This is a genomic window from Mycobacterium liflandii, assembly GCF_022354805.1.
In the GTDB taxonomy this organism is placed as follows: domain Bacteria; phylum Actinomycetota; class Actinomycetes; order Mycobacteriales; family Mycobacteriaceae; genus Mycobacterium; species Mycobacterium marinum.
Map to the genome: position 1 here is coordinate 5,152,071 of NZ_CP023138.1, position 26,215 is coordinate 5,178,285.

A 26,215-nucleotide genomic window follows, 5' to 3' on the forward strand; every position below is an offset into this window, starting at 1 on the left:
TGATTAGCAGGCTTGTGAGCTGGGGAATTGTGGATTGAGGAGGTCTAGGCGGCGGTTGGCGGTCAAAGCGGTGATCCGGCAGGCTTCGGCGATGTTGTCGGCGCCGTTGAGGCGGTGCAGATTGATCGCGGTGTTGCGTAGCGTTGCTAGGACCTGTGCGCCGTTTCCGGTATGTGCCCTTTGACGGTCTTCGTCGAAGGTGACGTCGCGTATCCAGTGCAGGCTGTTCTCGATTCCCCAGTGTTGACGCATCCAGGTCATGATCGCGGTAGGGCGGGCGTGCTCGAACGGCAGGCTGCAGATGGCATAGACCACCTCCACGCTGCGCTGGTCGGTGGCGGTGATCAAGCGTTCACGAGTGATCCGGATGATTTGTTTTGCGTAGGGGAAGCCGATTCCTCGTGCAGCGGTGATGATTTGCAGGGTGCGGGTCTCGACACGGCCGTGGCCGCGGGAGTCGTCGGTAGCGGCTGCGGGCACCTCGGCCCAGGGCAGCGCGGTGATACGCGCAAGTATTTTGGCTTGGTTGGACTTGACGATCATCAGGTAGTGCGACTTCAAGGTGGCGCAGATCAACTTCGCGGTGACGACCTGGGTATGCATCGCATCCACGGTGACCAGCCACCGCAAGCTACCCGGCAGCAGCGTGAGCAGGGCACGTACGCAGGGAATTTCATTGCTTTTCTCGGCGACAGCGAGTTGACCGAGCACCAATCGGGCACGGTGGGCGAACACCGACACGAGATGCGTGGCTGTCGCTTTGGCGCGTAAAGGCACCACGCAGCATCTTGCCGTCCAACGCGATCGGCACCAATCCACTGGGGTCGCTGCTGGCCACGTGTGCAGTGAAGTAACTGCCCATCCTGGCGTTGAGGTCGGCGGGGTCTAGCCGAGACAAAACAGCGCGGAAGGTCTTCTCACTGGGCCGCCGGAACCGGACCCCTAATTGGGCCAACACATCATCGGGAGCGGTGGCCGCCCATGTGGCAAAAACAGCATAGCCGCGCATCCCCGCGGCAGTGGCCAGAACCGCGATCGCCAACAAAGCCATCAGCGAATACCTCCGACCGCGTGGGTCCCTCGGGTCCGGCACCGAGACCAACACATCGAGAAACTCCGATCCGATGAGCTCGCTACGCTCACCAGGACTCCAGCGGTCGAACACCTCTGGAACCGACGACACAGGCAATACTGAAACCGTAGGCACGGGCAACTCCAGACCAACGACGAACAGTAACCAACTCGATCGTTCTCCAGATAGCCCGTGCCTACACTCCGGCCCCAATAGCGCGGCACCAAAGATCATCAACCCAGCTCACAAGCCTGCTAATCAACAACGCCGGAGCCCTGGGCTGCCGTGGGACCCGTCCAACGTCACGATCGGCGACATGGTGCACGGCGGGGCCATCGCTACCCTTGCCGACCTGACGGTCATGGCCGCCGCTTGGTGCAGCGGGCAGGCGCCGCCCGAGCTGCGCGGCGTCACGGTGTCGCTGGCGCTGGACTTCATGGCGCCGGCACGGGCCACAGACGTGATCGGGGTGGGCCGGGTGCTGCGGCGTGGGCGCTCCTTGGTCAACTGCGAGGCCGAGATCGTCGACCCCGAAGGCACGCTGCTCGCCAAGGCCCTGGCGACCTACAAGGTGGGTTGATGTCGCGCTAGAGCGTGACCTCGTTGAGCTTGCCGGTGGCGACGTCGAAAACAAAGCCGCGCAATGAGACGTGCTTGGTGACAAACGGGCTGTTCTCGATGCGGCGCAGCGACTGCTTGACGTCCTCCGCCGCATCCGGGAACGCCTCGGCCGCCCACGGGGGTTTGACTCCGGTCTCGTCCTGGATTCCACGCTTGAAGTCGTCATCGGTGAAAGTGAGCATACCGCAGTCGGTGTGGTGAATCAGCACGACTTCTCGGGTCCCCAGTAGCCGCTGACTGATCGCCAATGAGCGAATGGCGTCGTCGGTGGCCACGCCCCCTGCGTTGCGAATGACGTGCGCTTCGCCTTCGTTGATGCCGAGCAGGCGATAAACGTCCAGGCGCGCATCCATGCAGGCCAAGATCGCAATGTGTTTACTCGGCGGCATCGGCAGCGGACCTTCGAAGCCACTCGCGTAATCCGCGTTGTTAGCCAGGTAGTCGTCGGTAACCGTCACGCACGTCTCCTTATATGTCCCGGCAGAAAATTTGCTACACAAAGCGAAGCCGCGCAGGAGTTTAACAACCGAATGCCCGAATTTCACCGGTGAAAATCAGCAGGATCGCAAAGCGATCGACCCACCCCCGGCGTTGCCGTACCGGCCGCCGCCCGCATCACACGAACCCGTCCCACCGAAATTGAGCGGCAACGCGTGCAGTTGCTGCAAACGCCGAAATCAGCGAGGACCGTCGACATCGGGGCCGTCTGGTCGGCGTTGTCAGCGGCGCTACACACCCGCTTCTCGCTACCCTGTCCCAATGCAACACGGTGGATGGGCATGACACGATTTCTGGCGCGCCGGTTGCTCAACTACGTTGTGCTCCTCGCGCTGGCCTCGTTCTTGACCTACTGCCTGACCTCGCTGGCCTTCTCGCCGCTGGAAAGCCTGATGCAGCGCAGCCCACGCCCACCTCAAGCGGTGATCGACGCGAAGGCCGCCGAGCTCGGATTGAACAAGCCGATACCGGTGCGCTACGCCCACTGGGTCACCCATGCCGTTCGCGGCGACTTCGGTGTCACCATCAGCGGTCAGCCGGTCTCCGCGGAACTGGGCCGCCGCATCGGAACCAGCTTGCGGCTGCTGCTCATCGGATCGGTAGTCGGCACCGCGCTCGGCGTGGCGATCGGCGCATGGGGTGCCATCCGCCAATACCGGTTCAGTGACCGGGTGATCACCATGCTGGCATTGCTGGTGCTGAGCACCCCGACCTTCGTCGTGGCCAACCTGCTGATTCTGGGCGCACTGCGGGTGAATTGGGCGCTGGGATTTCAGCTGTTCGACTACACCGGCGAGACCTCACCGGGCGTGGACGGTGGAACCTGGGCAGCATTCGGTGACCGCCTGAAACATTTGGTCCTGCCATCGTTGACGCTGGCGTTGGGCGCCGCGGCGGGCTACAGCCGATACCAGCGCAATGCGATGCTCGACGTGCTGGGCCAGGACTTCATTCGCACCGCCCGCGCCAAGGGCCTCACCCGCCGGCGCGCGCTCATCAAACATGGGCTGCGAACCGCACTGATTCCGATGGCAACGCTGTTCGCCTACGGGGTTGCCGGACTGGTCACCGGCGCGGTGTTTGTCGAAAAGATCTTCGGCTGGCACGGCATGGGTGAATGGGCGGTCCGGGGCATCGCGACCCAGGACACCAACATCGTCGCAGCGATCACGGTGTTCTCCGGGGCCGTGGTCTTGCTGGCCGGCCTGCTCTCCGACATCTTCTATGCGGCGCTCGACCCGAGGGTCCGGGTTTCATGACCGATCAAGCCACGCAAGTCGAGTTCACCTCACGCCGCACGCTGGTGCTGCGCCGGTTCCTGCGTAACCGGGCCGCGGTGGCATCGCTGGCGGTGCTGGTGGTGCTGTTCGTGGGGTGCTATGCGCTGCCCTCGGTGCTGCCCTACTCCTACGAGGACCTCGATTTCGACGCGCTGCTACAGCCACCGAGCACCCGTCATTGGCTGGGCACCAATGCGCTAGGTCAGGACTTGCTCGCGCAGACGTTGCGGGGCATGCAGAAATCCATGCTCATCGGCGTCTTTGTGGCGGTGATCTCCACCGGAATCGCCGCCACCGTCGGTGCCGTCTCCGGCTATTTCGGCGGGTGGCGAGACCGAGCCCTGATGTGGTTGGTGGACCTGCTGTTGGTGGTGCCCAGCTTCATCCTGATTGCGATCGTCACTCCGCGTACCAAGAACTCGACCAACATGATGTTCCTGGTGCTGCTGCTGGCCGGATTCGGCTGGATGATCAGCTCCCGCATGGTGCGTGGCATGACCATGAGCCTACGCGAGCGCGAGTTCATCAGAGCGGCAAGGTATATGGGCGTTTCCAGCCGGCGGATCATCACCGGCCACGTGATACCCAATGTGGCGTCGATTCTGATCATCGACGCGGCACTCAATGTCGCGGCCGCCATCCTGGCCGAAACAGGCTTGAGCTTCCTCGGTTTCGGCATCCAGCCACCGGACGTGTCGTTGGGCACCCTGATCGCCGATGGCACCCAGTCGGCAACCACGTTCCCGTGGGTGTTCCTGTTCCCGGCCGGGGTCCTGGTGTTGATTCTGGTCTGCGCCAACCTGACCGGTGATGGCTTGCGCGACGCACTGGACCCGGCCAGCAAGACGCTGCGAAGTGGTGACCGATGAACCCGCTGCTCGAGGTGACCGATCTGGCCGTCACCTTCCCCACCGAGAACGATCCGGTCACCGCCGTGCGCGGCATCAGCTACCAGGTAGCCCCCGGCGAAGTGGTCGCGATGGTGGGCGAATCCGGATCGGGCAAGTCCGCGGCGGCCATGGCCGTAGTCGGTCTGCTACCCGAGTACGCCAAGGTCCGTGGCTCGGTCCGGTTGCAGGGCACCGAGCTACTGGGGCTGGCCGACGACGCGATGTCGCGGTTCCGCGGCAAGGTGATCGGCACCGTGTTCCAGGATCCGATGTCCGCTTTGACCCCGGTCTACACCGTCGGCGATCAAATCGCCGAAACCATCGAGATACATCAGCCCACTTTCAGCAGGAAGGCGGCGCGGCGGCGTGCGGTGGAGCTGCTTGAACTGGTTGGTATCGCACAACCCGAGCGACGCGCCCGCGCGTTTCCGCATGAGCTTTCCGGCGGTGAACGCCAACGGGTGGTCATCGCCATCGCCATCGCCAACGATCCCGATCTGTTGATCTGTGACGAACCCACCACCGCTCTGGACGTGACCGTGCAGGCCCAGATCCTCGACGTGCTCAAGACGGCTCGGGATGTGACCGGGGCCGGAGTGCTCATCATCACCCACGACCTGGGTGTGGTTGCCGAGTTCGCCGATCGAGCGCTGGTCATGTACGCCGGGCGAGTTGTGGAAAAGGCTACGGTCAACGACCTCTACCACAATCGCCGAATGCCTTACACCATCGGACTATTGGGTTCAGTCCCCAGGCTCGATGCCACGCAGGGCACCCGATTGGTGCCAATCCCGGGTGCCCCTCCGTCGCTCGCCGGCCTCGATCGGGGCTGCCCGTTCGCACCCCGCTGTCCCTTGGTCATCGATGAATGCCGCTCCGACGAACCCGAGTTGATCGAGGTCGGCCAGAATCACCGGGCTGCCTGCATTCGCACCGATCAGGTGAACGGGCGCAGCGCCGCCGACATCTATGGCGTGCAGACCGAGGCCACCGAGCCGGCGCCCGCCGACTCATCGGTGGTCGTCCGGGTCAGCGACCTGGTCAAGACATATCCGCTGACCAAGGGCGTGCTGCTGCGGCGATCGATCGGCGAGGTGCGCGCGGTCGACGGCGTGAGTTTCGAACTCCGCCAGGGCCACACGTTGGGCATCGTGGGTGAGTCTGGATCAGGAAAATCCACTACCTTGCATCAGATTTTGGAGCTCGCCGCGCCACAATCGGGATCGATCGAAGTTCTGGGCACCGATGTCACCACTTTGACCGCGTCGAGTCGCAGAGCGCTGCGACGCGATATCCAGGTGGTCTTTCAAGATCCGGTCGCCTCACTGGACCCGCGGCTGCCGATCTCCGATTTGTTGGCCGAACCACTGCAAGCCAACGGCTTCAACAAGACCGATACCCAGGACCGGGTTGCCGAACTGCTTGACATCGTCGGGCTGCGTCGTAGCGATGCCAGCCGCTATCCCGCCGAATTCTCCGGCGGACAGAAGCAACGGATCGGTATCGCACGAGCGCTGGCGCTGCAACCCAAGATTCTGGCGCTCGACGAACCGGTGTCCGCCCTCGACGTCTCGATCCAGGCCGGAATCATCAACCTGCTCCTGGACCTGCAAGCGCGGTTCAAACTGTCGTACCTGTTTGTCTCCCATGACCTCTCAGTGGTCAAACACCTCGCCCATTCCGTGGTCGTCATGTTTGCCGGCAGCATCGTCGAGCAGGGCAACAGCCAGGAGGTTTTCAGCAATCCGCAACACGAGTACACACAGCGTCTGCTGGGCGCGGTGCCACAACCGATTCCGGGCAATGCTGACTAACGCAGATCGGCATGACGGCGTCCAGCCCGGGCCTGGCGCGAGGTCGCGGCGGCCGACTCGCCCCTGGGCACGGCGTCGAATCCGGTGTGCCGGTGCCGCATTGCTCACCGTGACGCTCCTGCTTGCCGGCTGTTCGGCCAGCACCCAACTCCCCGCCGCGACCAGCGGGTCCACCGCGGTCGGCAGCAGCAGCGATATCAACCCGCAAGATCCCGCCACCCTCGAAGACGGTGGTGACCTGAGGCTCTCGCTCACCGACTTCCCACCCAATTTCAATATCTTGCATATCGACGGCAACTCGGCGGAGGTTGCGGCGATGGTCAAAGCCACTCTGCCGCGGGCCTTCATCATCGGTCCAGACGGTTCGACGACGGTCGACCGCGACTACTTCACCAGCGTCGAACTCACCAAGACCAACCCGCAAGTGATCACCTACACCATCAATCCCAAAGCATTCTGGTCTGATGGCACGCCGATCACCTGGCGTGACATCGCGAGTCAGATCCACGCGACCAGCGGCGCGGACAACAGATTCGAAATCGCCTCGAGCGGGGGCTCCGACCGTGTCGCGTCAGTGACCCCGGGAGTCGATGATCGTCAAGCCATGGTGACGTTTGCCAAACCCTACGCGGAGTGGCGTGGGATGTTTGCCGGCAACGGGATGCTGCTGCCCAGCAGCATGACCGCCACGCCCGAGGCGTTCAACAAGGGACAACTCACCGGACCCGGCCCCTCCGCAGGCCCGTTCATCGTCACCTCACTGGACCGCAGCGCACAGCGAATCGTATTGACTCGCAACCCTAAATGGTGGGGAAAGAAGCCGCGCCTGGACAGCATCACCTACCTGGTTCTCGATGACGCCGCGCGGATACCTGCCCTGCAGAACTTCACCATCGACGCGACCGGGATCGGTTCACTCGATCAACTCACCATCGCCGAGCGCACCAAGGGGATCTCGATCCGGCGCGCGCCGGCTCCCAGTTGGAGCCATTTCACCCTCAACGGTGCCCCGGGAGCGGTCCTCGCCGACCCGGCGCTGCGGTTGGCCGTCTGCAAGGGGATCGACCGCCGGACGATAGCCAAAGTGGCACTATACGGCCTGACCAATGATCCGGCGCCGTTGAACAATCATGTTTTCGTCGCCGGGCAGGAGGGCTATCAGGACAACAGCAGTCCCTACGATCCGGAGCAGGCCAAGCGGGAGCTCGACGCCCTGGGCTGGAAGCTCAACGGCAAGTTCCGGGAGAAAGACGGCCATCAGCTCGTCGTCCGCTTGCTGTTCTACGAAGCTCAGAGCAGTCGCCAATTCGCGCAGGTCGCTCAGTACAGCCTGGCCCAGATCGGCGTCAAACTCGAACTGCAATCGAGGTCGGGCAGTGGCTTTTTCAGTAACTACGTCAATGTCGGGGCCTTCGACATTGCGCTGTTCGGCTGGGTCGGCGACGCTTTCCCCCTCTCCTCGCTCACCCAGATCTACATGTCCGACGGGGAAAGCAACTTTGGGAAGATCGGCAGCCCACAGATCGATGCGGCGATCGAGCGGACGCTGCAGGAGCTGGATCCGGCCAAGGCCCTCGCGCTGGCCAATGAGGTGGATAAGCTCATCTGGGCCGAGGGGTTCAGCCTGCCATTGACCCAATCACCGGGAACGATTGCCGTCCGCAGCACGCTGGCAAATTTTGGCGCCAGGGGCCTCGCCGATCTGGATTACACCGCGATCGGATTCATGCGGAGCTGACCCGGCGATGCAGCAGCGGCGCCGGTAGCGCGTGCTCCGCCATAGCCGCCAGTTCGATCGCTTTCCACAAGGCGCGGATCGGCAGCCGCGCCGGCATTGCGTCCAGCTCCGCCCCTCGACCGGTGAGCGCTCCGAACTCCCCCCGACATACCGCCCCGGCAATGGCCAGGGCCGCGGGCTCACGGAAGTCAAGGGCGCTGTGCGCCATGGTCGGTAGCTCTATCAGCACCGCGTTGGGCAGCAATGATGCGATATGTTCGGCGACCATGGCCGGGGTAGTGAGATCGTGCCCGCCCGAAACAACCACGGTTGGCCAGCCGAATCTGGGCATCTCGGCCACCAAGTCGTACGGCTCGGACTCGAACTGATCTGTCGCCGCAATAGTTTCGCGAATCGCCTGAGCGGGATCGAGCGGTAGGCCGTCGGGCTCGGCCGCGTAGTCCAGTTCGCGGAACGCGATGCGACCGACCAGGTCCATCTCGTAGCGGTACGGCACCTTGCGTGCATACATGGCAGAGAACCGGAAAAGCACGTGCCACAAGATCATCCGGCCGCACAGCAGGAGATCCAATTGGCGTTCCAGAAGCCGCGCTCCGCCGTACCCGTAAACCGCCGCTGCGACCTGGGATGCGCGGGCCGTCATCACCCCGGCATCGACCAGCTGCCGAACCTTGGCCGCCAGCGCGGCGGTCTCCGGGCTATCCCCGTCGAGTAGCCGCCTACGAATGGTCTCGCGCGCAAGCGCAATGTCATCGCGAGACAGCAACGGCGAATCGAGAATCATCGACCGTACCCGGGCCGGGTGACGGACGCCGACTCCAGCGGCAATGTAGGTGCCGTATGACGTGCCGTAGATGACAGCCGAGTCGACATGGGCGTCATCGAGCACCGCGGCAATATCGTCGACGACCTGATCGATTGTGAAAGCTTCTGGCGGTAGGTCGGCTCCGGAGTCATCGTGGCGCGACATCCCCACTCCGCGGTGCTCGATCATGATGACATCCAGACCGGCAGCGGCGGCACGCCGGCGCAACCCCTTGTACACCAGCATCGACGCCACTCCCGGCCCGCCCGGGATGATGACCAGCGGATGCGCCGACTTTCGGCCGGCGCGCACGTAGTACAGATCAAACTCGCTGTCGTTGCCCGGCGACACCGGCCGGCGCACCGGCCGCACACCCGGCATTCCCGCGAGTTTCTCGTGCGCCCGGCGCCGTTTGTCGCTCATCGTCATCGGCGTCGGCCCATCATGGGCAGTATTCTGCCCAGACGGGCTGTCGTCGGCAGCTCAAGGGGCCGCCGGTTGGGCCCCTAGAGCCCGGCTCAATTGCGGATCAGGTCGGCAGCCTTGGCGCCTATCAGCACCGATGGGGCATGAGTGTGTCCACGCACCGTGCTCGGCATCACCGACGCGTCGGCGACGCGCAGGCCGTCGACCCCGCGCACCCGTAACTGCGGATCCACCACGCTCGCCTCGTCGCTGCCCATCCGACAGGTACCCAAGGGGTGATACAGGGTGTGCGAACAGGTGGTGAGGGCCAACTCGAGGGTTGCTTCATCGAGCTCGCTGCTGTTGTGCGGCCGCGCCACCGGCCCCAGCAGGCCGCGGAGCGCGGGCGCCTGGGCGATACGTGCGCAGATCCGCAGGCCTTCCATCATCGCGGCACGGTCCACACCGCCGGGGTCGGACAGGTAGCGGGCTTCGATGATCGGCTTGGCATGGGGATCGGCAGACCGAAGCGTGATCTGACCCCGGCTCTGTGGGGCAACCAAGATCGGCCCGAAAACCACGCCGTGGCCCGGCGGGTGCGCGGGCAGTCCTTCGTCGTAGAACGGTGCCGGCGCGAAGATCAGCTCCAGGTCGGGTAGGTCCAGACCCGGCCGGCTGCGGACGAATCCGTATGCTTCGCCGACGTTGGAGGTCAGCATGCCCCGGCGCCGCAACAGATAGTTGATCAGCTGCATGGGCTTTTCGGCGGCGGCCAGACTGTCCCCGGCAACGTCGAAGCCCAGCGGCGTGATGAGGTGGTCCAGTAGATTCTGGCCCACTTCTGGCGCGTGGTCGACGGTTTCGATTCCGTGATCGGCGAGATGACTACGGTCTCCGATGCCCGAGAGCATCAGCAGCTGCGGGCTGTTGACCGCGCCGCCGCAGAGCACGACCTCCCGGCGGGCATGCACCGTGCAGTGTTGCCCCTCGCGCTGGTACTCGACGCCAGTCGCCCGGGTACCGTGGATGACGATTCGGGTCGCCGTCGCACCGGTGAGGATGCTCAGGTTCCTGCGCCCCATCGCCGGTCTGAGATACGCGTCGACGGTGCTCCACCGGGAGCCGCGGCGCTGAGTGACGATCGTTTCGCAAAAACCTTCCGGCTCTGCGGAATTCGGCTGCACCGGCGGGAACCCACAGTCGCGTGTGGCGGCCAGCCAGGCCGCAGTCAGCGGACTCGGACTCCGTTGACGGGAGATCTGTAGCGGACCCGTCACACCGCTGTCATCACCATTGACGAAGTGCCAGGCGGCAGTGACGTCTTCAATCTGGCGGAAGTAGCCGAGCAGCTCGCCGTAGGACCAGTGCGAGCCGGCGAGCCGAGCCCATTCGTCATAGTCGGCGGCAAAGCCGCGCACCCACATCATCGCGTTCATCGAGGACGAGCCGCCGAGCACCTTGCCCCGGGGCCAGTAGATCTCGCGCCCGCCCAGCTGCGGCTCCGGTTCGGTCGTGTAATCCCAGTCGACTTCGCTGCGGAACAGCTTGGGAAACGCCGCCGGAATCCCGATGAAGCGATTCTTGTCGCTCGGCCCGGCCTCGAGCGCCACCACCGAGGTGCCCGAATCGGCGCTAAGCCGATTGACCACCGCCGCCCCAGCTGAGCCCGTACCGACCACTACGTAATCGCACTCAATGTCCACCGCTCATCCCCGTTTTGGGATCAGTGTATGACGCGGGGCGGCCCGATCACTAAAGATTCAGATCGATCCGGTGCGCGCCGGCGACACCGTCGTATCGGTCAGGGCTGCACGTCAGCACGATCACCTGACCATGGGTTCCCACGGTATCGAACACCCCCCCCATCTTGGCCAGGCGGTCTGGATCGGTGAATCCCAGCGCATCGTCTACCACCACCGGAACGGTGTCCTCCTTGGCCACCAGCGCCGCGCCCGCAAACCGGGCCAATATGCCGAGCTGCTCTTTGGCGCCGCCGGACAACGACTCGTAAGGCACCGTGACATCGTCGAGAGTCCGGCTGCGGATCCGTAGATCGCTACCGACATCGACCTCGAACGTGGGCCCGAACACCGGGCGCCCGAGTCGCTGTAGCTCCATTCGATAGGGCTCGACGTAGCGCTGCCGGGTGGTATCGCGATGCCGTGTCATCACCGATCGCAACAGCTGGGCGGCTCTGGCGCGGCGTCCGATGCGGGCGTGCTGACTAGCGGCATGCTCACGTTCGGTCTCTGCCGCATCAAGCTTGCTCTGCCGACCTTCGCTGCCGAACACCGAGAGTTCGACGCTGATGTCGCGCAGCGCGGCGACAACGGCATCGTGGCGCTCATCCAGTGACTGCGCGGTCTCGGCGGCTTCCCGTGCTTCGGCGGCTACCGCCTCGGGCTCGGCCGCGTCCAGCACTTCGGTCAGTTCGGCGAGTCGACGCTGCGACGCCTGCAGCACGTGCAGATCGGCATCGGCCGCCGACGCGAGGTCGGCATCGCTAACCGCGGCCCGCGCGGTGGCCAGCCGCGAGGTGGCCGCTTCGACTTCGGCCCGCCCGTTTTCCAGCCTGCTCTGCAAAACCGTGGCCGAAGTAGAGGTTTCGGCGAGACGCCGGCTTGCCGCGAGAGCGCGCTTGCGCTGATCCTCGCACTGCTTGCCGGCCGTTATCCGGGCGGCCTCGGCCGCCTCGAGTTCGGCACGGGCAGCCGTGGCATCGGTCGCAAACAGATCGGGCTCAGCGGGCTGGCTGGCCTGCAGCTGTGCAAGCCGGCAGCGGAGTTGGTCTACCTGCTCGTCACCACACAGCCCGGCCAGGGTGGCGTTCAACTGGTCGCGGCGCCCCAACAGTTCGCGGCGGCGCTGTTCGACCGATCGGGCCTCCGCCAAGGTTGCCACGCCGCCCGCGGCCAATGCCACCGCAAGTTCTTCTTGTGCTGCAACATATTTGGCCTGCGCCTCCAGCGCGGTCGCCCCCTGGGTGATCCGCGCCGTCAGGACCCCGGGGACCTCGACCTCCGCGGGGCCGGTGGCCGTCATCGACCAACTCGAACCCGCCGACAACTGCACCCGTTGACCGCCAACCACCAGCTCGATATCGGCGGCCGCAGTGAACTCCACCGCCGCGGAAATCAACGCGAGTTGCCCGTCCACCCGATCCACGCTCGCCGCAGCGGATTCGATTCGTTTCAGCAGCGCCTCGGTAAGTGTCACCTCGGATAGCTGGGCGCAGACCCGGTCATGGTCACACTGGACCTCTCCGATCCTGGCCAGTCGGGCGCTCAACCGTTGCGCCTGTTCGCGGTCGGCGATCTGGTCGAGAGAGCGCCGGGCGGCTTCGGCACGGCGTTGAACCGCCGTCAGGCTAGCCGTGGCTTCCTCGACCGCGACGTCGCACCGCTGCGCATCGGCGCTCGCCATCGCCCGCTGGTCGGCGGCGTGCTGCGCATCGATTTGCAGGGCCTCGAGCGCCTTGGCGCGACTGTCGATTTCCTCGCACAGGGCACGCCGTTCAGCATGAGCGGCCGCCGAAGCCGAGCTGGTTGCGGCCTTCGCAGCGGTGACGAGCTTGGCCTCATGCGCTTCTGCCTTCAGCCCCGCGACCTTGTCGGCGGCCTGCCGCGCAGCCGCCAGCCGGGAACCGGCTGCAGCCAACTTCGGCGCCAATTCGGCTGCCTGCCTAGTTAGTTCACCATGGCGACTGATGCGCTCGTCGACCTCGGATACCGCCGCGGCGCACTCCGCTACCGCAGTCTCGGCTCCGCTCAGCCGAGCGAGGGTTGCCGCCCATTCGCCGGTGGGACGTCCGGTTGGGGTGAAGTAGCGCGAATACTCGGCATCGATGCGTTCAATCAGCACTGGCTCGGCACCCGAGAGCGCCACGTCGGTGGCCGAATGGGCGGCGGCAATATCGAGCGCGCGGGAAAGCGCATCACAGCTGGACAGATCCACCGCCGTGGTCGACGCGGCCTGCAGCACCCGCTGGGCACGCCACAACTCGGTGTCCACCGTCTCCGCCAAGATCGCCCGGACCCGCTCATGGGCTTCGTCGCCGGTCAACTGTTCGCGACGAGGCGCCAGCACCGTCAGCTGTGTTTCACACTTCTTGTGAAAACGCTTCCGGTAGACAAAACGGTAAGGACCACTGCTTATTTCGGCAGTGACCTCGGATCCGACGTCGGCATTGGTCGGTTTGACCTGCTTGATTTCCTTTTTCGCCGAGCGATCCTTGAATTCCAGTAGGAGATCCAAAGCCTCGATCATCGAGGACTTTCCAATCTCGTTGGCGCCGCACACAGCCACCACACCGTGGTCTGGAAACTCGATCTCCCGATGCGCGATCCCGCGGTAGTTGGTCAGTACCAGCCGGTGCAACTTCATGCCGCGCCCCGATCTGTGAGCCGCAGCAGCAGAGCCAACGCCGCCTGAGCATCGACTGCGGATCCGTCGGCACCCGAACGAGCGGTTGCGACCAACTCGTCAACGGCGGCCGCAGCGAAACCGCCGATGCCGAGGTCGCTGAACTCACCATCCGCCGGAATCACGGCCAGGTCGGTGTGGCGTTCCCACAGGCCCAGCCAGGCGAACAACCGCGCATACCTGTCCAGGCACGCATCCAGCGCGGCACGGTCGGTGACGGTCAACGAACCGGTCAGGGCCAACCGCACCACGGTGCGGTCCTTGTCGGTCATCAGATCCAGATTCAGATCGAGGTCGGCAATGTCACGGCTGGTGTCCACTTCCCGGCGCAGCGTGACAAACCGCCAGCAGCCGACCCGCCTGGCTGTCACCGAGACCGGGCGGCACGGGTCGGTTTCGTCAATGTCGACGACGAGGACGTGGCCGGGGTCAGATTCGACGTCGTCGAAGTTGGTGACTTCCGGCGATCCCGAGTACCACACCCTGCCGCTGCCACCAACCTGAGTCAGCGAATGCTTGTCCCGAGCGCCACATAATGCAACATTCCTCGCGCCACCGCGTCCTCGAGCCCAGCGAGCCGGATCAGCGAGGGCTTGCCGGGATCCGGGTCCAGCGCATCGATTCCCCCGTGGGCGACCAGCACTCGGGTGCCAGCCCCTTCGGACAGTCCCGCCAACACGTCGGCGACAAGATCGGTGGTGGGAGCCTTGGACCGCCACGGAGCGGCGACAAGCTCCACTCCCGGACGCACTTGGTGACTACCGCAGCGATCGAGAACGACAACGTTGTCCGGACATTCAGTACGAAACAGTGCGCCGGTGTATACCGAAGAAGCGTCCAGCGGGTCGTGATTGCCCGGAAGCAGGTAGACCGGAACACCGATGGCGCGCATGGCCTCCAAGGACTGGCTGATGACCTGGGGCGTGAGCTGATTGTGTTCGAAGACGTCACCGGCCACAACCACGAACTCGGCACCCACCTCGGCAGCCAGCGCCCCAGACCGGCCACCGCATCGCGGCGCGCCGCCGAATAGCGCGGCTGCGCGTCACCGGCGAGAAAGTGGCGGGTCATGCCCAGCTGCCAGTCGGCGGTGTGCAGGAATCGCATCCTGGTGATCTCCTAGCGAAAAAGCGTGTCTATCAGGGCAACGCGAGTGTAGGTCTGGGCACCGACAAGACGCGGGACCTCGCCCGGCAGGTTCGGCTCGCAAGCGGTCGGCACGGGATCGAGGACCCACGCCGCCCGCCGTAGTCGAACATCCATTCGCATCGCGGGCAGCGCAGGGCGGGTCGCCATCTGGTTCGCGGCGAAGTGCGCACGGTGTTCGCCACCGAGCTGATGATTCGCACGCGCGTCGGTGCCGCCAACCCGGTTGGCCTTAGGGTGGGCCGAATGAGTGACCGGCACACGCTGTTGTTGATGCGGCATGCGAAATCCCAATATCCGCCTGGTGTGGCTGACCATGAGCGACCGTTGGCACCGCGCGGGCGTCGCGAGGCCGGATTGGCCGGAGACTGGCTGCGCGGCAATGCGCCAGCCGTCGACGAGGTGTTGTGCTCCACCGCGATCCGTACCCAAGAGACGCTGGCACGCAGCGGTATCGATGCACCGGTGCACTATTCCCAGCGGCTCTATGGCGCCGTGCCCGGCACGCTGATCGGCGAGATCAACCGGATTGGCGAGGACGTCGCGACCCTGCTCGTCGTCGGGCATGAGCCAACGATGTCCGAGGTGGCACTGGGCCTCGCCGGCGCCACCGGCACCGACGCTGCCGCCGCCGAATGGCTCTCGGCGAAATTCCCGACGTCGGCGATTGCGGTGCTGCAGGTGGCCGGCCGCTGGGAAGATCTCGAACTCGGTGGCGCTGCCCTCATCACGTTCCACGTGCCGCGCTAGCGAACCGTCGCCCGACGCGGACACCCGGGGGTAGCACCCATCCCCGGGTGTCCCGCCAGTCAGGAGTTGGTGGCCAGCGTCAGCTCCATCAGCTTGATGGCCTGCGAGCAGGCATCGATACCGGGGGCCTGAGGATTGACCCACCAGCCGACAACTCCGGCGGCGTCGCTTGCCACGCCGCATGCGCCGTTGGGGTCATTGGGTCGCATCACAATCGAGTCGACGCCCTGAATGGTGCGACTCTCGACCTGATACTTCAGTCCCTCGGCCACCTTGCGTTCGTTGCTCAAGCTGCCCTGCTCGAACCAGTACCGGGTGATGTCGATCAGCCCGGCCGGGTTGGCCGCCTGCCAGCGGCAGATCGCGCCGACGAACGTGCTCTGAATGTCGAGCGGATCGGCGCCCACCGTCTTGGCCAGGATGTCGGTGGTCAGCACTTCACATTCTTTGAGCAGGTTGGGGTACTGCTGCTCGGAATTGTTGTTGCGTGGGACCCCACCCCCGCCCGCTTTGATGGCGTTGCCCGAAATCGACCTCGAGCAGCCGGTTATCGACACCAGCACCGCCAGCAGCACGGCCGCCGCGCGCAGGCCTGCACCATTACCGCGCCGAGATCCACGACGCATCCCACCGCTCATTTCGAGTTCGCAATCGACTGACGAGTGAGTTCCCTGGCGACGTCACACGGCGGCGGGAATGGCTTCTGGTTGAAGCTCACCGACCATTCGATGAAGTCGTCCTGGAACTGGATCCCTACCTCACACAACGAGTCGCCCAGGGTGGGCTCGTTGCCGGTGGCGATGAAGCCGCTGTGGCCGTCGATGTTGATGTCCTCGACACTCGCGCGGGAGAGCTCCTCGGTCTTGCGCTCACGACCGATTGGACTGCCGCGGTACCAGGAGAAGGAGAAGTGCGGGCCCATGATGCCGCCGCCCGCCAACCACTGGCACCCCACCGAGTTCTGAGCCGTGTTGATCATGCCACTGATCCTGGTCAACTGTGTCACTGTCTGGTCGCTGACACCGCCGCACTGCGGAAAGAACGGTCCGTGACGGCCCTCGGAGCTGCCCGGGGTCGACGAAGCCGTCGCACCGGGATTGTTGTCACCGGAATTGGAGCACCCTGCAACTGCGGGACTCAGAGCCATCAATGCCGCCGCAGCCAGGGCCAGCGTCGTCAAATTACGCCGCACCGCTTACCTCTCTACTGCTGGTCACAGCATGCACTGTAGCCGCAGCCCCGCGGGTCAACCACCGACACGCCACCTGATCAGGCATTTCGTCCTGGCCGATGCGGCCGGCCCCAGCACCGGGCCGACACGGTATGCGACAGTTACCCCATGCGCCTGGCACTGCTGCGCCAGTACATCCGGCCGTACCGTCGGCTGGTCGCCGCGCTGATGGCGCTGCAGCTGATCAGCACCCTGGCCTCGCTGTACCTGCCCACGGTCAACGCCGCGATCATCGATGACGGAGTCGCCAAGGGCGATACCAACACCATCATCCGGCTGGGTGTGGTGATGCTCGGCGTGACCGGACTACAGGTGCTGTGCGCGGTGGGTGCCGTCTACTTCGGAGCCCGCACCAGGACCGGCTTCGGCCGCGACCTGCGCGCCGCGATGTTCGAGCATGTGATCACCTTTTCCGAACGCGAGACGGCCAGATTCGGCGCGTCGACGCTGTTGACCCGCAGCACCAACGACGTCCGCCAGATTGTGTTCCTGGTGCAGACGACTGCCACCGTGCTGGTGGCCGCGCCGATAATGAGCATCGGCGGCATCATCATGGCGGTTCATCAAGAGGCCGCGCTGACCTGGCTGCTGCTGGTCAGCGTTCCGATCTTGGCGCTGGCGAACTACTGGATCATGACCCACATGCTGCCGTTGTTTCGCAGCATGCAGGCGTTGATCGACGGCATCAACCGGGTGCTGCGCGACCAGCTGTCCGGCGTCCGGGTGGTTCGCGCGTTCACTCGGGAGCCCTTCGAGCGGGACAGGTTCGCCCAGGCGAACACCGCGTTGGCGAGCACCGCGTTGCGGGCCGGCAATTGGCAGGCGCTGATGCTGCCGGTGACCACGCTGACGATCAACGTGTCCAGCGTCGCGGTGATCTGGTTCGGCGGCCTGCTGATCGACCAAGGCCGGATGCAGGTCGGCTCGCTGAGCGCATTTCTGTCGTACTTCGCCCAGATTCTGATGGCGGTGCTGATGGCAACGATGACCTTGGTGGTGCTGCCGCGAGCCGCCGTGTGCGCGGAGCGCATCACCGAGGTGCTCTCGACTCCCGCCGCACTAAACAACCCGCAACACCCCAGATTCCCCGCTGCCGGCATCACCGGCGCGGTCCGGTTGGAAAACATCACCTTCAGCTATCCCGGCGCCGACTGCCCGGTGCTGCAAGACATCTCCTTGTCGGCACCGCCGGGAGCCACCACCGCGATTGTCGGCAGCACCGGTTCGGGCAAGTCGACGCTGATATCGCTGATCTGCCGGCTCTACGACGTTACCGGCGGCACCGTGCTGCTGGACGGGATTGATGTCCGCGACTACCAGACCGAGCGGTTGTGGGCGGCGATCGGGCTGGTGCCCCAGCGCGGTTACCTGTTCTCCGGCACCGTCGCCGACAACCTGCGCTACGGCAAATCCGACGCAACCGACGAAGAGATGTGGGAGGCGCTGCGGGTCGCGGCCGCAGAGGAATTCGTCCGGGCGCACGGCCTGCAGATGCGTGTCGCGCAGGGCGGGATCAACTTCTCCGGTGGGCAGCGTCAACGACTCGCGATCGCCCGGGCGATCATCGGCCGACCCGCGGTCTATCTGTTCGACGACGCATTCTCCGCCCTTGATGTGCACACCGATGCGCAGGTCCGCGCATCGCTGCGAGAACTTGCCACAAAGTCGACCATTATTATTGTCACACAACGCGTTTCGACTGCCGAACAGGCCGATCAAGTGATCGTGATCGACGATGGCAGAGTTGTCGGGGCGGGCACTCACGATTCCCTGCTGATCGATTGCCCCACCTATGCCGAATTTGCCGTCTCGCAGTCGGTGACCGCCGACATCAGGGGCGTCTCGTGACCGCGGCACTCAACCAGCGACCCCGAGGCGGCGCCCCGGCGCCAACCCGATCGCGCGACTTCTGGGGTTCGGCGACGCGGCTGGTGAAACGGCTCGCCCCACAACGACGGCGCAGTCTTGCGGTGATCGCCCTGGGCATCGTCGGCACCGCGATCGGGGTGGCCGTTCCCCGAATCCTCGGCCACGCCACCGATCTGCTGTTCAACGGCGTGATCGGACGCCAGTTGCCCGCCGGAATCACCAAGGCGCAAGCGATTGCCGGCGCCCGGGCCCGCGGTGACAATACCTTCGCCGAACTGCTGTCGGGAATGAAGGTAACCCCCGGCCAAGGCGTGGACTTCGGTGCGGTGGTACGAACCCTCGCATTGGCGTTGGCCCTGTATCTCATTGCTTCCCTGCTAATTTGGGGGCAAGCCCGGTTGCTCAACGTCACCGTGCAGCGCACCGTGGCAGCGTTGCGCGCCGACGTCGAGCACAAGCTGCACCGGCTGCCACTGTCCTACTTCGACGGACGTCAGCGTGGCGAACTGCTGAGCCGGGTCACCAACGACATCGACAACATTCAGTCGTCGCTATCGATGACGATCAGCCAGCTGGTGACCGCGATCCTGACCGTGGTCGCGGTGCTGTCGATGATGGTGTGGATCTCGCCGCTGCTGGCACTGATCACCCTGCTGACCGTGCCGTTGTCGTTGCTGGTGACGCGAGCGATCACCCGACGTTCACAACGGCTGTTCGTTGCGCATTGGACCAGTACCGGACGCCTCAACGCACACATCGAAGAGACCTACAGCGGCTTCACGGTCGTCAAGACCTTCGGCCACCAGGCCGCAGCACGCGAGCAGTTTCACAACCTCAACGATGACGTCTACCAGGCCAGTTTCGGCGCCCAACTGCTCTCTGGCCTGGTGCAGCCGGCGACCACGTTCATTGGCAACCTGGGCTATGTAGCGGTCGCGGTGATGGGGGGCCTGCAGGTGGCCACCGGTCAAATCACATTGGGCAGCGTGCAGGCGTTCATTCAATATGTCCGGCAATTCAACACACCGGTGTCGCAGGTGGCGGCCATGTACAACAGCCTGCAGTCCGGTGTGGCCAGCGCAGAGCGGGTGTTCGAGCTGCTCGACGAACCCGAAGAAGCCGCCGACCCCGCGTCGGCGCTGCAACCGCCGGTCAGCCGGACCGGCCGCGCCCCGGCCCTGACCGGTCGCGTGGAGTTCGAGCGGGTGAACTTTGCCTATCACCCGGGCCATCCGGTGATCCACGACTTGTCACTGGTGGCCGAACCGGGCAGCACGGTGGCGATCGTCGGACCGACAGGTGCCGGCAAGACCACGCTGGTCAACCTGCTGATGCGGTTCTATGAGGTCGATTCCGGCCGCATCCTGGTCGACGGAATCGACATCACCACGGTGAGCCGGCGGTCACTGCGGTCGCACATCGGCATGGTGCTCCAGGACACCTGGTTGTTCGACGGGACGATCTCGGAGAACATCGCTTACGGGCGTCCGGAGGCCAGCCCGGACGACATCATCCAAGCCGCCAAAGCGGCCTACGTCGACCGGTTCGTCCACATGCTGCCGGCCGGCTATCAGACCCGGATCAGCGGAGACGGCAGCAACATCAGCGCCGGCGAGAAGCAACTGATCACCATCGCCCGCGCATTTCTTGCCCGCCCGCAGTTGTTAATCCTGGACGAGGCCACCAGTTCGGTCGACACCCGCACCGAGCTGCTCATCGCACGGGCAACCGCCGAACTTCGCCGGGATCGAACCAGCTTCATCATCGCCCATCGCCTTTCGACGATTCGTGACGCCGACCAGATTCTGGTGGTGCAGGCGGGCCAGATCGTCGAACACGGCTCCCACGCGGAGCTGCTGGCCAACCGGGGCGCCTACTACGCCATGACGCGGGCCTAGAACGATTCTGGCGATGCAGCCCCGCTGGCGGTGGTGGCGCCAAAGCGCGCGGTAACCGTACCGGGTCAGCCCGCTGCGCCGTCGGCGCCGGTACCGCCCTGCACGCCGTTATGGCCGCTGATGCCGTTGTAGGTTGTCCCGACGCCTGGATCGCCACCCACGCCACCGTCGCCACCGACAGCGCCGGCGCCGCCCGCACCGCCAGTCCCACCGATGCCGTTGGTACCCGAGTGACCGATCAACCACCCGCCAGTGCCACCGGCACCGCCGGTGCCGAACCCTCCGCCGGAGCCGCCGTCGCCCCCGGTTCCGCCGTCCGTGGCATCGCCGCCAGAGCCGCCGGCCCCGGTGCCAGACGAACTGCCGTCACCGCCAACTCCGCCATTCCCACCGGCGCCGCCGATGCCGCCGGTACCACCGACTCCGCCGTCGCCACCCGCACCGCCGTCGCCGCCATTTCCGAACAGCAGCCCGCCGGCACCGCCGCTGCCGCCAACCCCGCCAACCCCGCCGGTCCCGCCGTCGCCGCCGGTGCCCGCAATGCCGCCGTCGCCGCCAATATTGGCGTCGGCCACGCCACCGTCAGTCGAGCCGGCGGAACCACCAACCCCGCCGGTCCCCCCGGCGCCCCCGGTGGCGCCGATGCCGCCGGTGCCCCCGGTGCCCCCGGTACCGCCGATGCCGCCGTCGCCGACCAATATCCCGCCACGACCACCGTTACCCCCGCCGCCGCCGGTCCCGCCGGTGCCACCGGAAGCGCCGCTGGCCCCATTGCCGCCGGTCCCGCCAATACCCGCATAGGCGCTGCCGCTGGAAGTGACGGCAGGCCCGCCCAGTCCTCCATCGCCGCCCGAAGCTCCAGGAGCCCCGCCGTTGCCGCCGGTCCCGCCGAAACCTCCATAGGCGTCACCGCTGCCGTCATTGATGGCGAACCCGCCGACCCCACCGGTGCCTCCGGTCACCCCCGAGCCCCCATCGGCACCGCTGCCACCGTTACCGCCGTTGACATCGCCAATCGAGGTTGTAACGTTGTTGCCCCACGCGCCGGGGCCTGCTGTGCCGTTAGAGGTGTTCACGCCGTCCGCGCCGGCCAGGCCGGTTCCGCCTTGCCCGCCGCTGCCGCCGTTGCCGAACAGGTAGGCGTTGCCACCGTTGCCCCCTTGCCCGGGGTCGCCGCCACCGATACCCGCCGCGGCCGCACCACCCTGCCCGCCCGCACCGCCGTCGCCGTAGAGCCACCCACCGTTGCCGCCGGCACCCCCGGCCGCACCGCTACCGCCGATCCCACCGGCCCCGCCCTGGCCGAACAGCCAGCCACCGTTGCCACCGGCACCCCCGGCCGCGCCAAGCCCCCCGGCCCCACCTGTTCCGCCGGCGCCGATCAACCCCGCGCTTCCACCGGTACCGCCGATCTGGCCGAACGCTCCGGAGCCGCCGTCGCCCCCATTGCCGTACAAGATCCCGCCGTCGCCTCCACTCTGTCCAGTCCCCGCCACCCCATCGTCGCCGTTGCCGATCAACGGGCGCCCCAACAGCGCCTGGGCGGGCGCATTGACCACGTCGAGCACTGCCTGCAACGGCGAGGCGTTGGCGACCTCCGCGCTTGCATACTTCCCCGCAGCCGCGTCAAGGGCGGTTACCAACTGGTCGTGAAACGCCGCCACTTGGGCGCCGAGCGCTTGATAGGCCTGGGCATGTCCGGAAAACACTGCGGCGACCGCCGCCGACACCTCATCGGCACCCGCGGCCAGCGCGCCCATGGTCGGCACCGCGGCGGCGACGTTAGCCTGACTGATCGCCGAGCCGATGCTTGCTAGATCCCTGCCCGCCACCGCCAATACCTCTGGCGAGACGACGACAAACGACATCACAACCCTCCCACCTGCTCGTGTTCACCCCAGCAGCCGCGCTGTCTTCTTCGCACGATGCGTCGAGGCGAATCGTATCGTCCTCCTACGCAACATATGTCGCATTTTGGTTAACTTGTCATCGCTACACAAAAGGTGAAAAGCATTCACGTTCAGCAACATTGGCCACGAAAGCCATCCAGGCTGTGACCAGCAGATACTTCGCACTCCAACCGCTAAACTCGAAAACCACTCGCATTGCGCCACACTGACCGCCAACCGCAGTCGACACCGTAGACAGCCCAATTTCGCTGCCTAGCCATCAAACGCGAAAATTGCTCGCATAGAGCCACACTGACGTCCACTATCGTCCACGCCGAAGCCAGACTAACTGTGCCGAGCACCGCAACTTTCACGGTCGGACACAACGCCTACCACCAGAATTCGGTTGCTCTCCTTGCTTATAGATCCATCAGGGCATTTGCCGGGAGGAACCACGCAGGAGCGGCCGCGAAATCGTGATCCAGGTCAACGGTGCAGCGCTACAGCCCAATGCCGGCAACGGGAGCGGCATATGGCCAATGGCGCGGATCGAGCTCGCGCGGGCTAGCCACGATGCCGGCGCGCAGCCGCCGCGACGCCACCACTGGAGTGCGCCAAGAAGTTGTTGAGAATCCTTGGAGCGGCCGGCCCGATGCTGGGGTCATCCAGCCAGGGAAACCAGAGCAAAGGACCTCAGCAATGTTCTCAACCCGCATCACCGCAGCCGTCACCACCGCAATCGGCGCAGCCGCCGTCGGGCTAGCCATCGCGACCGCAGGCAGCGCTGCGGCCAGCACCGACGACACCGCCTTCATCTCACAGATGGAGTCGGTCGGGGTCACCTTCTCCTCACCTCAGGCGGCCGACCGGGAAGGTCACCAGGTCTGCCAGGAATTGGCCAGCGGCAAGACGGGCACCGACATCGCCGAGGAAATCCTCAACCAGACCGACCTGACCTCCAAGCAAGCGGCCTACTTCGTGGTCTACGCCATCAAGGACTACTGCCCGCAGTACGCCAGCCAGCTCGCCTAGCCCTTCGCCAACCACGCGGGGATCCCGGCCCGGGATCCCCGCTTCGGCCTGCTATCGGCGAGTTCAATTATGCGACAGTGCTTTTCAAACCAATCTCAGTGTGCCGATCATCGCCAAGGCGGGTTGGCGGACGGGCGCCAAGAACTTGCCAAGAACTTATTTAGAATCCGCCAAGGCGCCGGCCTCAAGGTGAAATCACCAACGGAAAATCACCGACAGAGGATCGCCACCATGTTCTCACCGCGCATCACCGCAGCCATCACCACCGCAATCGGCGCCGCCGCAATCGGCCTCGCCATCGCCGGCGCCGGCGCCGCGAACGCCAGCACCGGTGACGAGACCTTCATCGCCCAGATGAAGGGAGTCGGCGTCACCTTCTCCTCAACTCAGTCGGCCGTGCGCCAGGGCCACCAGGTCTGCCAGGAATTGGCCAGCGGAAAGACGGGCACCGACATCGCCGAGGAGATCCTCAGCCAGACCAACCTGACCACCAAGCAAGCGGCCTACTTCGTCGTGGACGCTACCAAGGTCTACTGCCCCGAATACGCCAGCCAGCTGACCTAGGACCAACCGACCGGGCGTGCGGGGATCCTGATTTCCGGATCCCCGCATCCGTCGTTTCCGGTCCGAAAGCGGAGCTTGGGGACTTGCCGGCGGATCCGCAATCCCAGTGCCCGCAAGGATCTGCACCCAAAACTTTCACACCCACTCGGGCCCTTCGAGTTCGGTGATGGATTGTTGACTGTGCCGCTCACAGATTGCTAAGCAGGACAATGCCGTGGGCCAACATAAGGAGAATTCCGATGAAGCATCCGCCTCGTTCCGTTGTCGCCACCGCCGTCACACTGGCAGTCGTGCTCGCGATCGGGGGCTGCTCGAGCAACGGTGGTTCCGGCGGACCCGGGACGGCCACCGGCACCACCGTCACCACCAGTAGCGCCGAGGCGGCCACCATCCTCAAGCAGGCCGCCGAGGCCATGCGCAAGGTCACCGGAATGCATGTGAACCTCACGGTGGACGGCGACGTGCCGAACTTGCGCGTGACCAAGCTCGAGGGCGACATTTCCAACTCACCGCAGACCGTGGCCACCGGAAGCGCGACGATGCTCGTCGGCAACAAACAAGAGGACGCGAAGTTCGTCTATGTCGACGGTCATCTGTATTCGGACCTGGGACAGCCCGGCACATATACCGATTTCGGTGACGGGGCATCCATCTACAACGTTTCGGTGTTGCTTGACCCCAACCAGGGGTTGGCCAACCTGCTGGCCAACCTCAAGGAAGCATCCGTCACCGGCAGCGAGCAGGTGAACGGTGTAGCCACCACCAAGATCACCGGGAACTCGGCCGCGGACGACATCGCCACGCTTGCCGGCTCGCGGCTTACCTCCGCGGACGTCACCACGGTGCCCACCACCGTCTGGATAGCTACCGACGGGTCCTCTCACCTGGTGCAGATCAAGATCCTGCCGACCCCGGCCACATCGGTGACGCTGACCATGTCCGACTGGGGCAAGCAGGTCACCGCAACCAAGCCGGTCTAGCCATTGTCGTGAGCGCAGTTCATCGCAGTTCATCGCAAGCCGTTGAAACCGCCGGAGCACCGGCACTTGGAAAGGACTCACCAATGACGACGATCTCCCGTCGGCGGCGGTTAGCGGTGGCCGTCGCCAGTGTGGCTACCGCCACGGCAACTACCCTGACGCTCGCACCCGTCGCTGATGCCGCCGACCAATACGGCGCGATCTCCTACTCCGGCGACGGCTCCTGGGGACGAGCGTCGCACTACCCGACCCGAGCGGCCGCCGAAGCAACCGCCGTCAAACTATGTGGCTACTCCGACTGCAAAGTGCTCACCACCTTCACCGCCTGTGGGGCGGTGGCTGCCGACGGCAAGACTTTCGAAGGCGGTGTCGGGCCCACCCTGAGCGCCGCGATGAAAGACGCGCTGAGCAAGCTCGGGGGCGGCTACATCGACACCTGGGCATGCAACTGAACCTGCCCGACCCATGCGATGACCACCGTCGACCGGCGGGCAGCAGATCACCCCAAGAATTCGTGGAGATAACAAAAAGGCCTACATAAGAACCTTTTCTCAACGCCCACTCCGCACCCGCGGAACTGAGAAAAGGACAGACGATGAAGATCAACAAGATCGCCACCGCCCTCAAGACAGCCACCTTCGCGATCGCCGCCGGTGCCGTTGCACTGGGACTGGCCAGCCCGGCCGGTGCAGCGTCCGGCACGATGTACGGCGACCCAGCGGCTGCCGCCAAGTACTGGCGCTACCAGAAATACGACGACTGCCTCATCATGGCCGTCGCCGACGTGGTCGGTCAGGTGACCGGCAAGGAGCCCTCGGAGCAGGCCATCATCAAGGTGGCCCAGACGACCCCCAGCGCCGTGCACCCCGGGTCGATCTACACCAAGCCGGCCGACACCAAGAACCCGAACTCGGGCCAGGGCACCAGCCAGGCCGACATCGCGACGTTGCTGGCGCACTACGGCATCGACGCTGTTCTTACCGACCTGGACAACGCCCCGAGCAACGGAGTCCTCACCGGCATGGAGGCCCTCGAGCACCACCTGGGCAACGGTCGCGCGGTGATCGTCAGTGTCAACGCCGAAATGATCTGGGGCGTGACCATCGACAACAAGGACGAGGCCGGCAACCCGGTTTCTGACCACGCGGTGGTCGTGACCGGTGTCGACACCGCCAACGGGGTCGTGCACCTCAACGACAGCGGCAGCGACGAGGGGCGCGACGAGCAGGTCCCGATGGCCCTGTTCATGCAGGCATGGGCCACCAGCCAAGACTTCATGGCCGTGACCACCCAAGCCAGCAATTGACCATC

20 protein-coding genes and 3 pseudogenes are annotated in these 26,215 nt (G+C 65.2%); 13 read left to right on the forward strand and 10 right to left on the reverse strand.

Annotated features, from left to right (window positions below; genetic code table 11):
* Nucleotides 1–3: 3 nt before the first annotated feature.
* Nucleotides 4–1,207: pseudogene (locus CKW46_RS22840) on the reverse strand (ISAs1-like element IS2404/ISMul1 family transposase).
* A gap of 145 nt (nt 1,208–1,352) precedes the next feature.
* Here CKW46_RS22840 and CKW46_RS22845 point away from each other — a divergent pair.
* A pseudogene (locus CKW46_RS22845) lies at nt 1,353–1,652 on the forward strand (PaaI family thioesterase); the annotation flags it as partial.
* Between the two features lie 7 nt (nt 1,653–1,659).
* Here CKW46_RS22845 and CKW46_RS22850 read toward each other — a convergent pair.
* Entirely contained in the window at nt 1,660–2,151 is a 492-nt protein-coding gene (locus tag CKW46_RS22850; protein WP_011741665.1) for a beta-class carbonic anhydrase, read from the reverse strand.
* Nucleotides 2,152–2,472: 321 nt separating this feature from the next.
* On the opposite strand from CKW46_RS22850, the gene CKW46_RS22855 reads away from it, so the two are divergent.
* The 4 genes from CKW46_RS22855 (at nt 2,473) to CKW46_RS22870 (ending at nt 7,913) form a co-directional block, all read left to right on the forward strand.
* Entirely contained in the window at nt 2,473–3,450 is a 978-nt protein-coding gene (locus CKW46_RS22855; protein ID WP_012395714.1) for an ABC transporter permease, read from the forward strand.
* Nucleotides 3,447–4,340 (forward strand): ABC transporter permease, encoded by an 894-nt coding sequence (locus CKW46_RS22860; protein ID WP_011741667.1) that lies wholly within the window; start codon nt 3,447–3,449, stop codon nt 4,338–4,340. Before CKW46_RS22855 ends, CKW46_RS22860 begins: the two co-directional genes overlap by 4 nt.
* Nucleotides 4,337–6,175, forward strand: coding sequence for a dipeptide ABC transporter ATP-binding protein (locus CKW46_RS22865; RefSeq protein WP_015356726.1), 1,839 nt, complete (start codon nt 4,337–4,339; stop codon nt 6,173–6,175). The genes CKW46_RS22860 and CKW46_RS22865 overlap by 4 nt, the downstream gene beginning before the upstream one ends.
* Nucleotides 6,176–6,275: 100 nt before the next feature.
* The gene (locus tag CKW46_RS22870; protein ID WP_482052438.1) at nt 6,276–7,913 is read left to right on the forward strand and encodes an ABC transporter family substrate-binding protein; all 1,638 of its coding nucleotides are present in this window, start codon (nt 6,276–6,278) and stop codon (nt 7,911–7,913) included.
* On the opposite strand, the gene CKW46_RS22875 is transcribed toward CKW46_RS22870, so the two are convergent.
* The 5 genes and pseudogenes from CKW46_RS22875 to CKW46_RS22895 all read right to left on the reverse strand — a co-directional run bounded on the left by CKW46_RS22875 (nt 7,900) and on the right by CKW46_RS22895 (nt 15,009).
* Nucleotides 7,900–9,147 carry an alpha/beta hydrolase gene (locus CKW46_RS22875; RefSeq protein ID WP_117429115.1) on the reverse strand — a complete coding sequence of 416 codons (1,248 nt, stop codon included), beginning with the start codon at nt 9,145–9,147 and terminating at the stop codon, nt 7,900–7,902. The two genes, CKW46_RS22870 and CKW46_RS22875, sit on opposite strands and share 14 nt — an antisense overlap.
* An 89-nt stretch (nt 9,148–9,236) precedes the next feature.
* Nucleotides 9,237–10,826, reverse strand: a complete 1,590-nt coding sequence (locus CKW46_RS22880) for a GMC family oxidoreductase (RefSeq protein WP_117436992.1) — start codon at nt 10,824–10,826, stop codon at nt 9,237–9,239.
* Nucleotides 10,827–10,875: 49 nt separating this feature from the next.
* Complete coding sequence (locus tag CKW46_RS22885) at nt 10,876–13,506, reverse strand: AAA family ATPase (protein WP_482052439.1); 2,631 nt, start codon at nt 13,504–13,506, stop codon at nt 10,876–10,878.
* Nucleotides 13,503–14,652 (reverse strand): annotated as a pseudogene (locus CKW46_RS22890) (metallophosphoesterase family protein). The gene CKW46_RS22885 and the pseudogene CKW46_RS22890 overlap by 4 nt, the downstream one beginning before the upstream one ends.
* A gap of 12 nt (nt 14,653–14,664) precedes the next feature.
* Nucleotides 14,665–15,009 (reverse strand): hypothetical protein, encoded by a 345-nt coding sequence (locus CKW46_RS22895; protein ID WP_499019363.1) that lies wholly within the window; start codon nt 15,007–15,009, stop codon nt 14,665–14,667.
* On the opposite strand from CKW46_RS22895, the gene CKW46_RS22900 reads away from it, so the two are divergent.
* Complete coding sequence (locus tag CKW46_RS22900) at nt 14,938–15,441, forward strand: SixA phosphatase family protein (RefSeq protein WP_482052440.1); 504 nt, start codon at nt 14,938–14,940, stop codon at nt 15,439–15,441. The genes CKW46_RS22895 and CKW46_RS22900 overlap by 72 nt on opposite strands.
* Nucleotides 15,442–15,500: 59 nt before the next feature.
* On the opposite strand, the gene CKW46_RS22905 is transcribed toward CKW46_RS22900, so the two are convergent.
* Both CKW46_RS22905 and CKW46_RS22910 read right to left on the reverse strand, forming a co-directional pair.
* On the reverse strand, nt 15,501–16,079 hold the full coding sequence (locus CKW46_RS22905; RefSeq protein ID WP_041299497.1) for a DUF3558 domain-containing protein: 579 nt from the start codon (nt 16,077–16,079) through the stop codon (nt 15,501–15,503).
* Nucleotides 16,076–16,588, reverse strand: a complete 513-nt coding sequence (locus tag CKW46_RS22910; protein ID WP_482053463.1) for a DUF3558 domain-containing protein — start codon at nt 16,586–16,588, stop codon at nt 16,076–16,078. The genes CKW46_RS22905 and CKW46_RS22910 overlap by 4 nt, the downstream gene beginning before the upstream one ends.
* A 192-nt stretch (nt 16,589–16,780) precedes the next feature.
* On the opposite strand from CKW46_RS22910, the gene CKW46_RS22915 reads away from it, so the two are divergent.
* Nucleotides 16,781–18,520, forward strand: coding sequence for an ABC transporter ATP-binding protein (locus tag CKW46_RS22915; RefSeq protein ID WP_482052441.1), 1,740 nt, complete (start codon nt 16,781–16,783; stop codon nt 18,518–18,520).
* Complete coding sequence (locus tag CKW46_RS22920; RefSeq protein ID WP_482052442.1) at nt 18,517–20,439, forward strand: ABC transporter ATP-binding protein; 1,923 nt, start codon at nt 18,517–18,519, stop codon at nt 20,437–20,439. Before CKW46_RS22915 ends, CKW46_RS22920 begins: the two co-directional genes overlap by 4 nt.
* A gap of 65 nt (nt 20,440–20,504) precedes the next feature.
* Here CKW46_RS22920 and CKW46_RS22925 read toward each other — a convergent pair whose 3' ends face one another.
* Nucleotides 20,505–22,307, reverse strand: coding sequence for a PE family protein (locus CKW46_RS22925; RefSeq protein ID WP_240274630.1), 1,803 nt, complete (start codon nt 22,305–22,307; stop codon nt 20,505–20,507).
* Between the two features lie 720 nt (nt 22,308–23,027).
* Between CKW46_RS22925 and CKW46_RS22930 the strand changes: the two genes are divergently transcribed.
* The 5 genes from CKW46_RS22930 to CKW46_RS22950 all read left to right on the forward strand — a co-directional run bounded on the left by CKW46_RS22930 (nt 23,028) and on the right by CKW46_RS22950 (nt 26,210).
* The gene (locus CKW46_RS22930) at nt 23,028–23,360 is read left to right on the forward strand and encodes a DUF732 domain-containing protein (protein ID WP_015356738.1); all 333 of its coding nucleotides are present in this window, start codon (nt 23,028–23,030) and stop codon (nt 23,358–23,360) included.
* Between the two features lie 231 nt (nt 23,361–23,591).
* The gene (locus tag CKW46_RS22935; protein ID WP_012395726.1) at nt 23,592–23,924 is read left to right on the forward strand and encodes a DUF732 domain-containing protein; all 333 of its coding nucleotides are present in this window, start codon (nt 23,592–23,594) and stop codon (nt 23,922–23,924) included.
* A gap of 239 nt (nt 23,925–24,163) precedes the next feature.
* Nucleotides 24,164–24,904, forward strand: a complete 741-nt coding sequence (locus CKW46_RS22940) for an LppX_LprAFG lipoprotein (RefSeq protein ID WP_015356739.1) — start codon at nt 24,164–24,166, stop codon at nt 24,902–24,904.
* Between the two features lie 83 nt (nt 24,905–24,987).
* Nucleotides 24,988–25,356 carry a DUF4189 domain-containing protein gene (locus CKW46_RS22945; RefSeq protein WP_482052443.1) on the forward strand — a complete coding sequence of 123 codons (369 nt, stop codon included), beginning with the start codon at nt 24,988–24,990 and terminating at the stop codon, nt 25,354–25,356.
* Between the two features lie 143 nt (nt 25,357–25,499).
* Nucleotides 25,500–26,210 carry a C39 family peptidase gene (locus CKW46_RS22950; RefSeq protein ID WP_117433102.1) on the forward strand — a complete coding sequence of 237 codons (711 nt, stop codon included), beginning with the start codon at nt 25,500–25,502 and terminating at the stop codon, nt 26,208–26,210.
* The last annotated feature ends 5 nt before the right edge of the window (nt 26,211–26,215 follow it).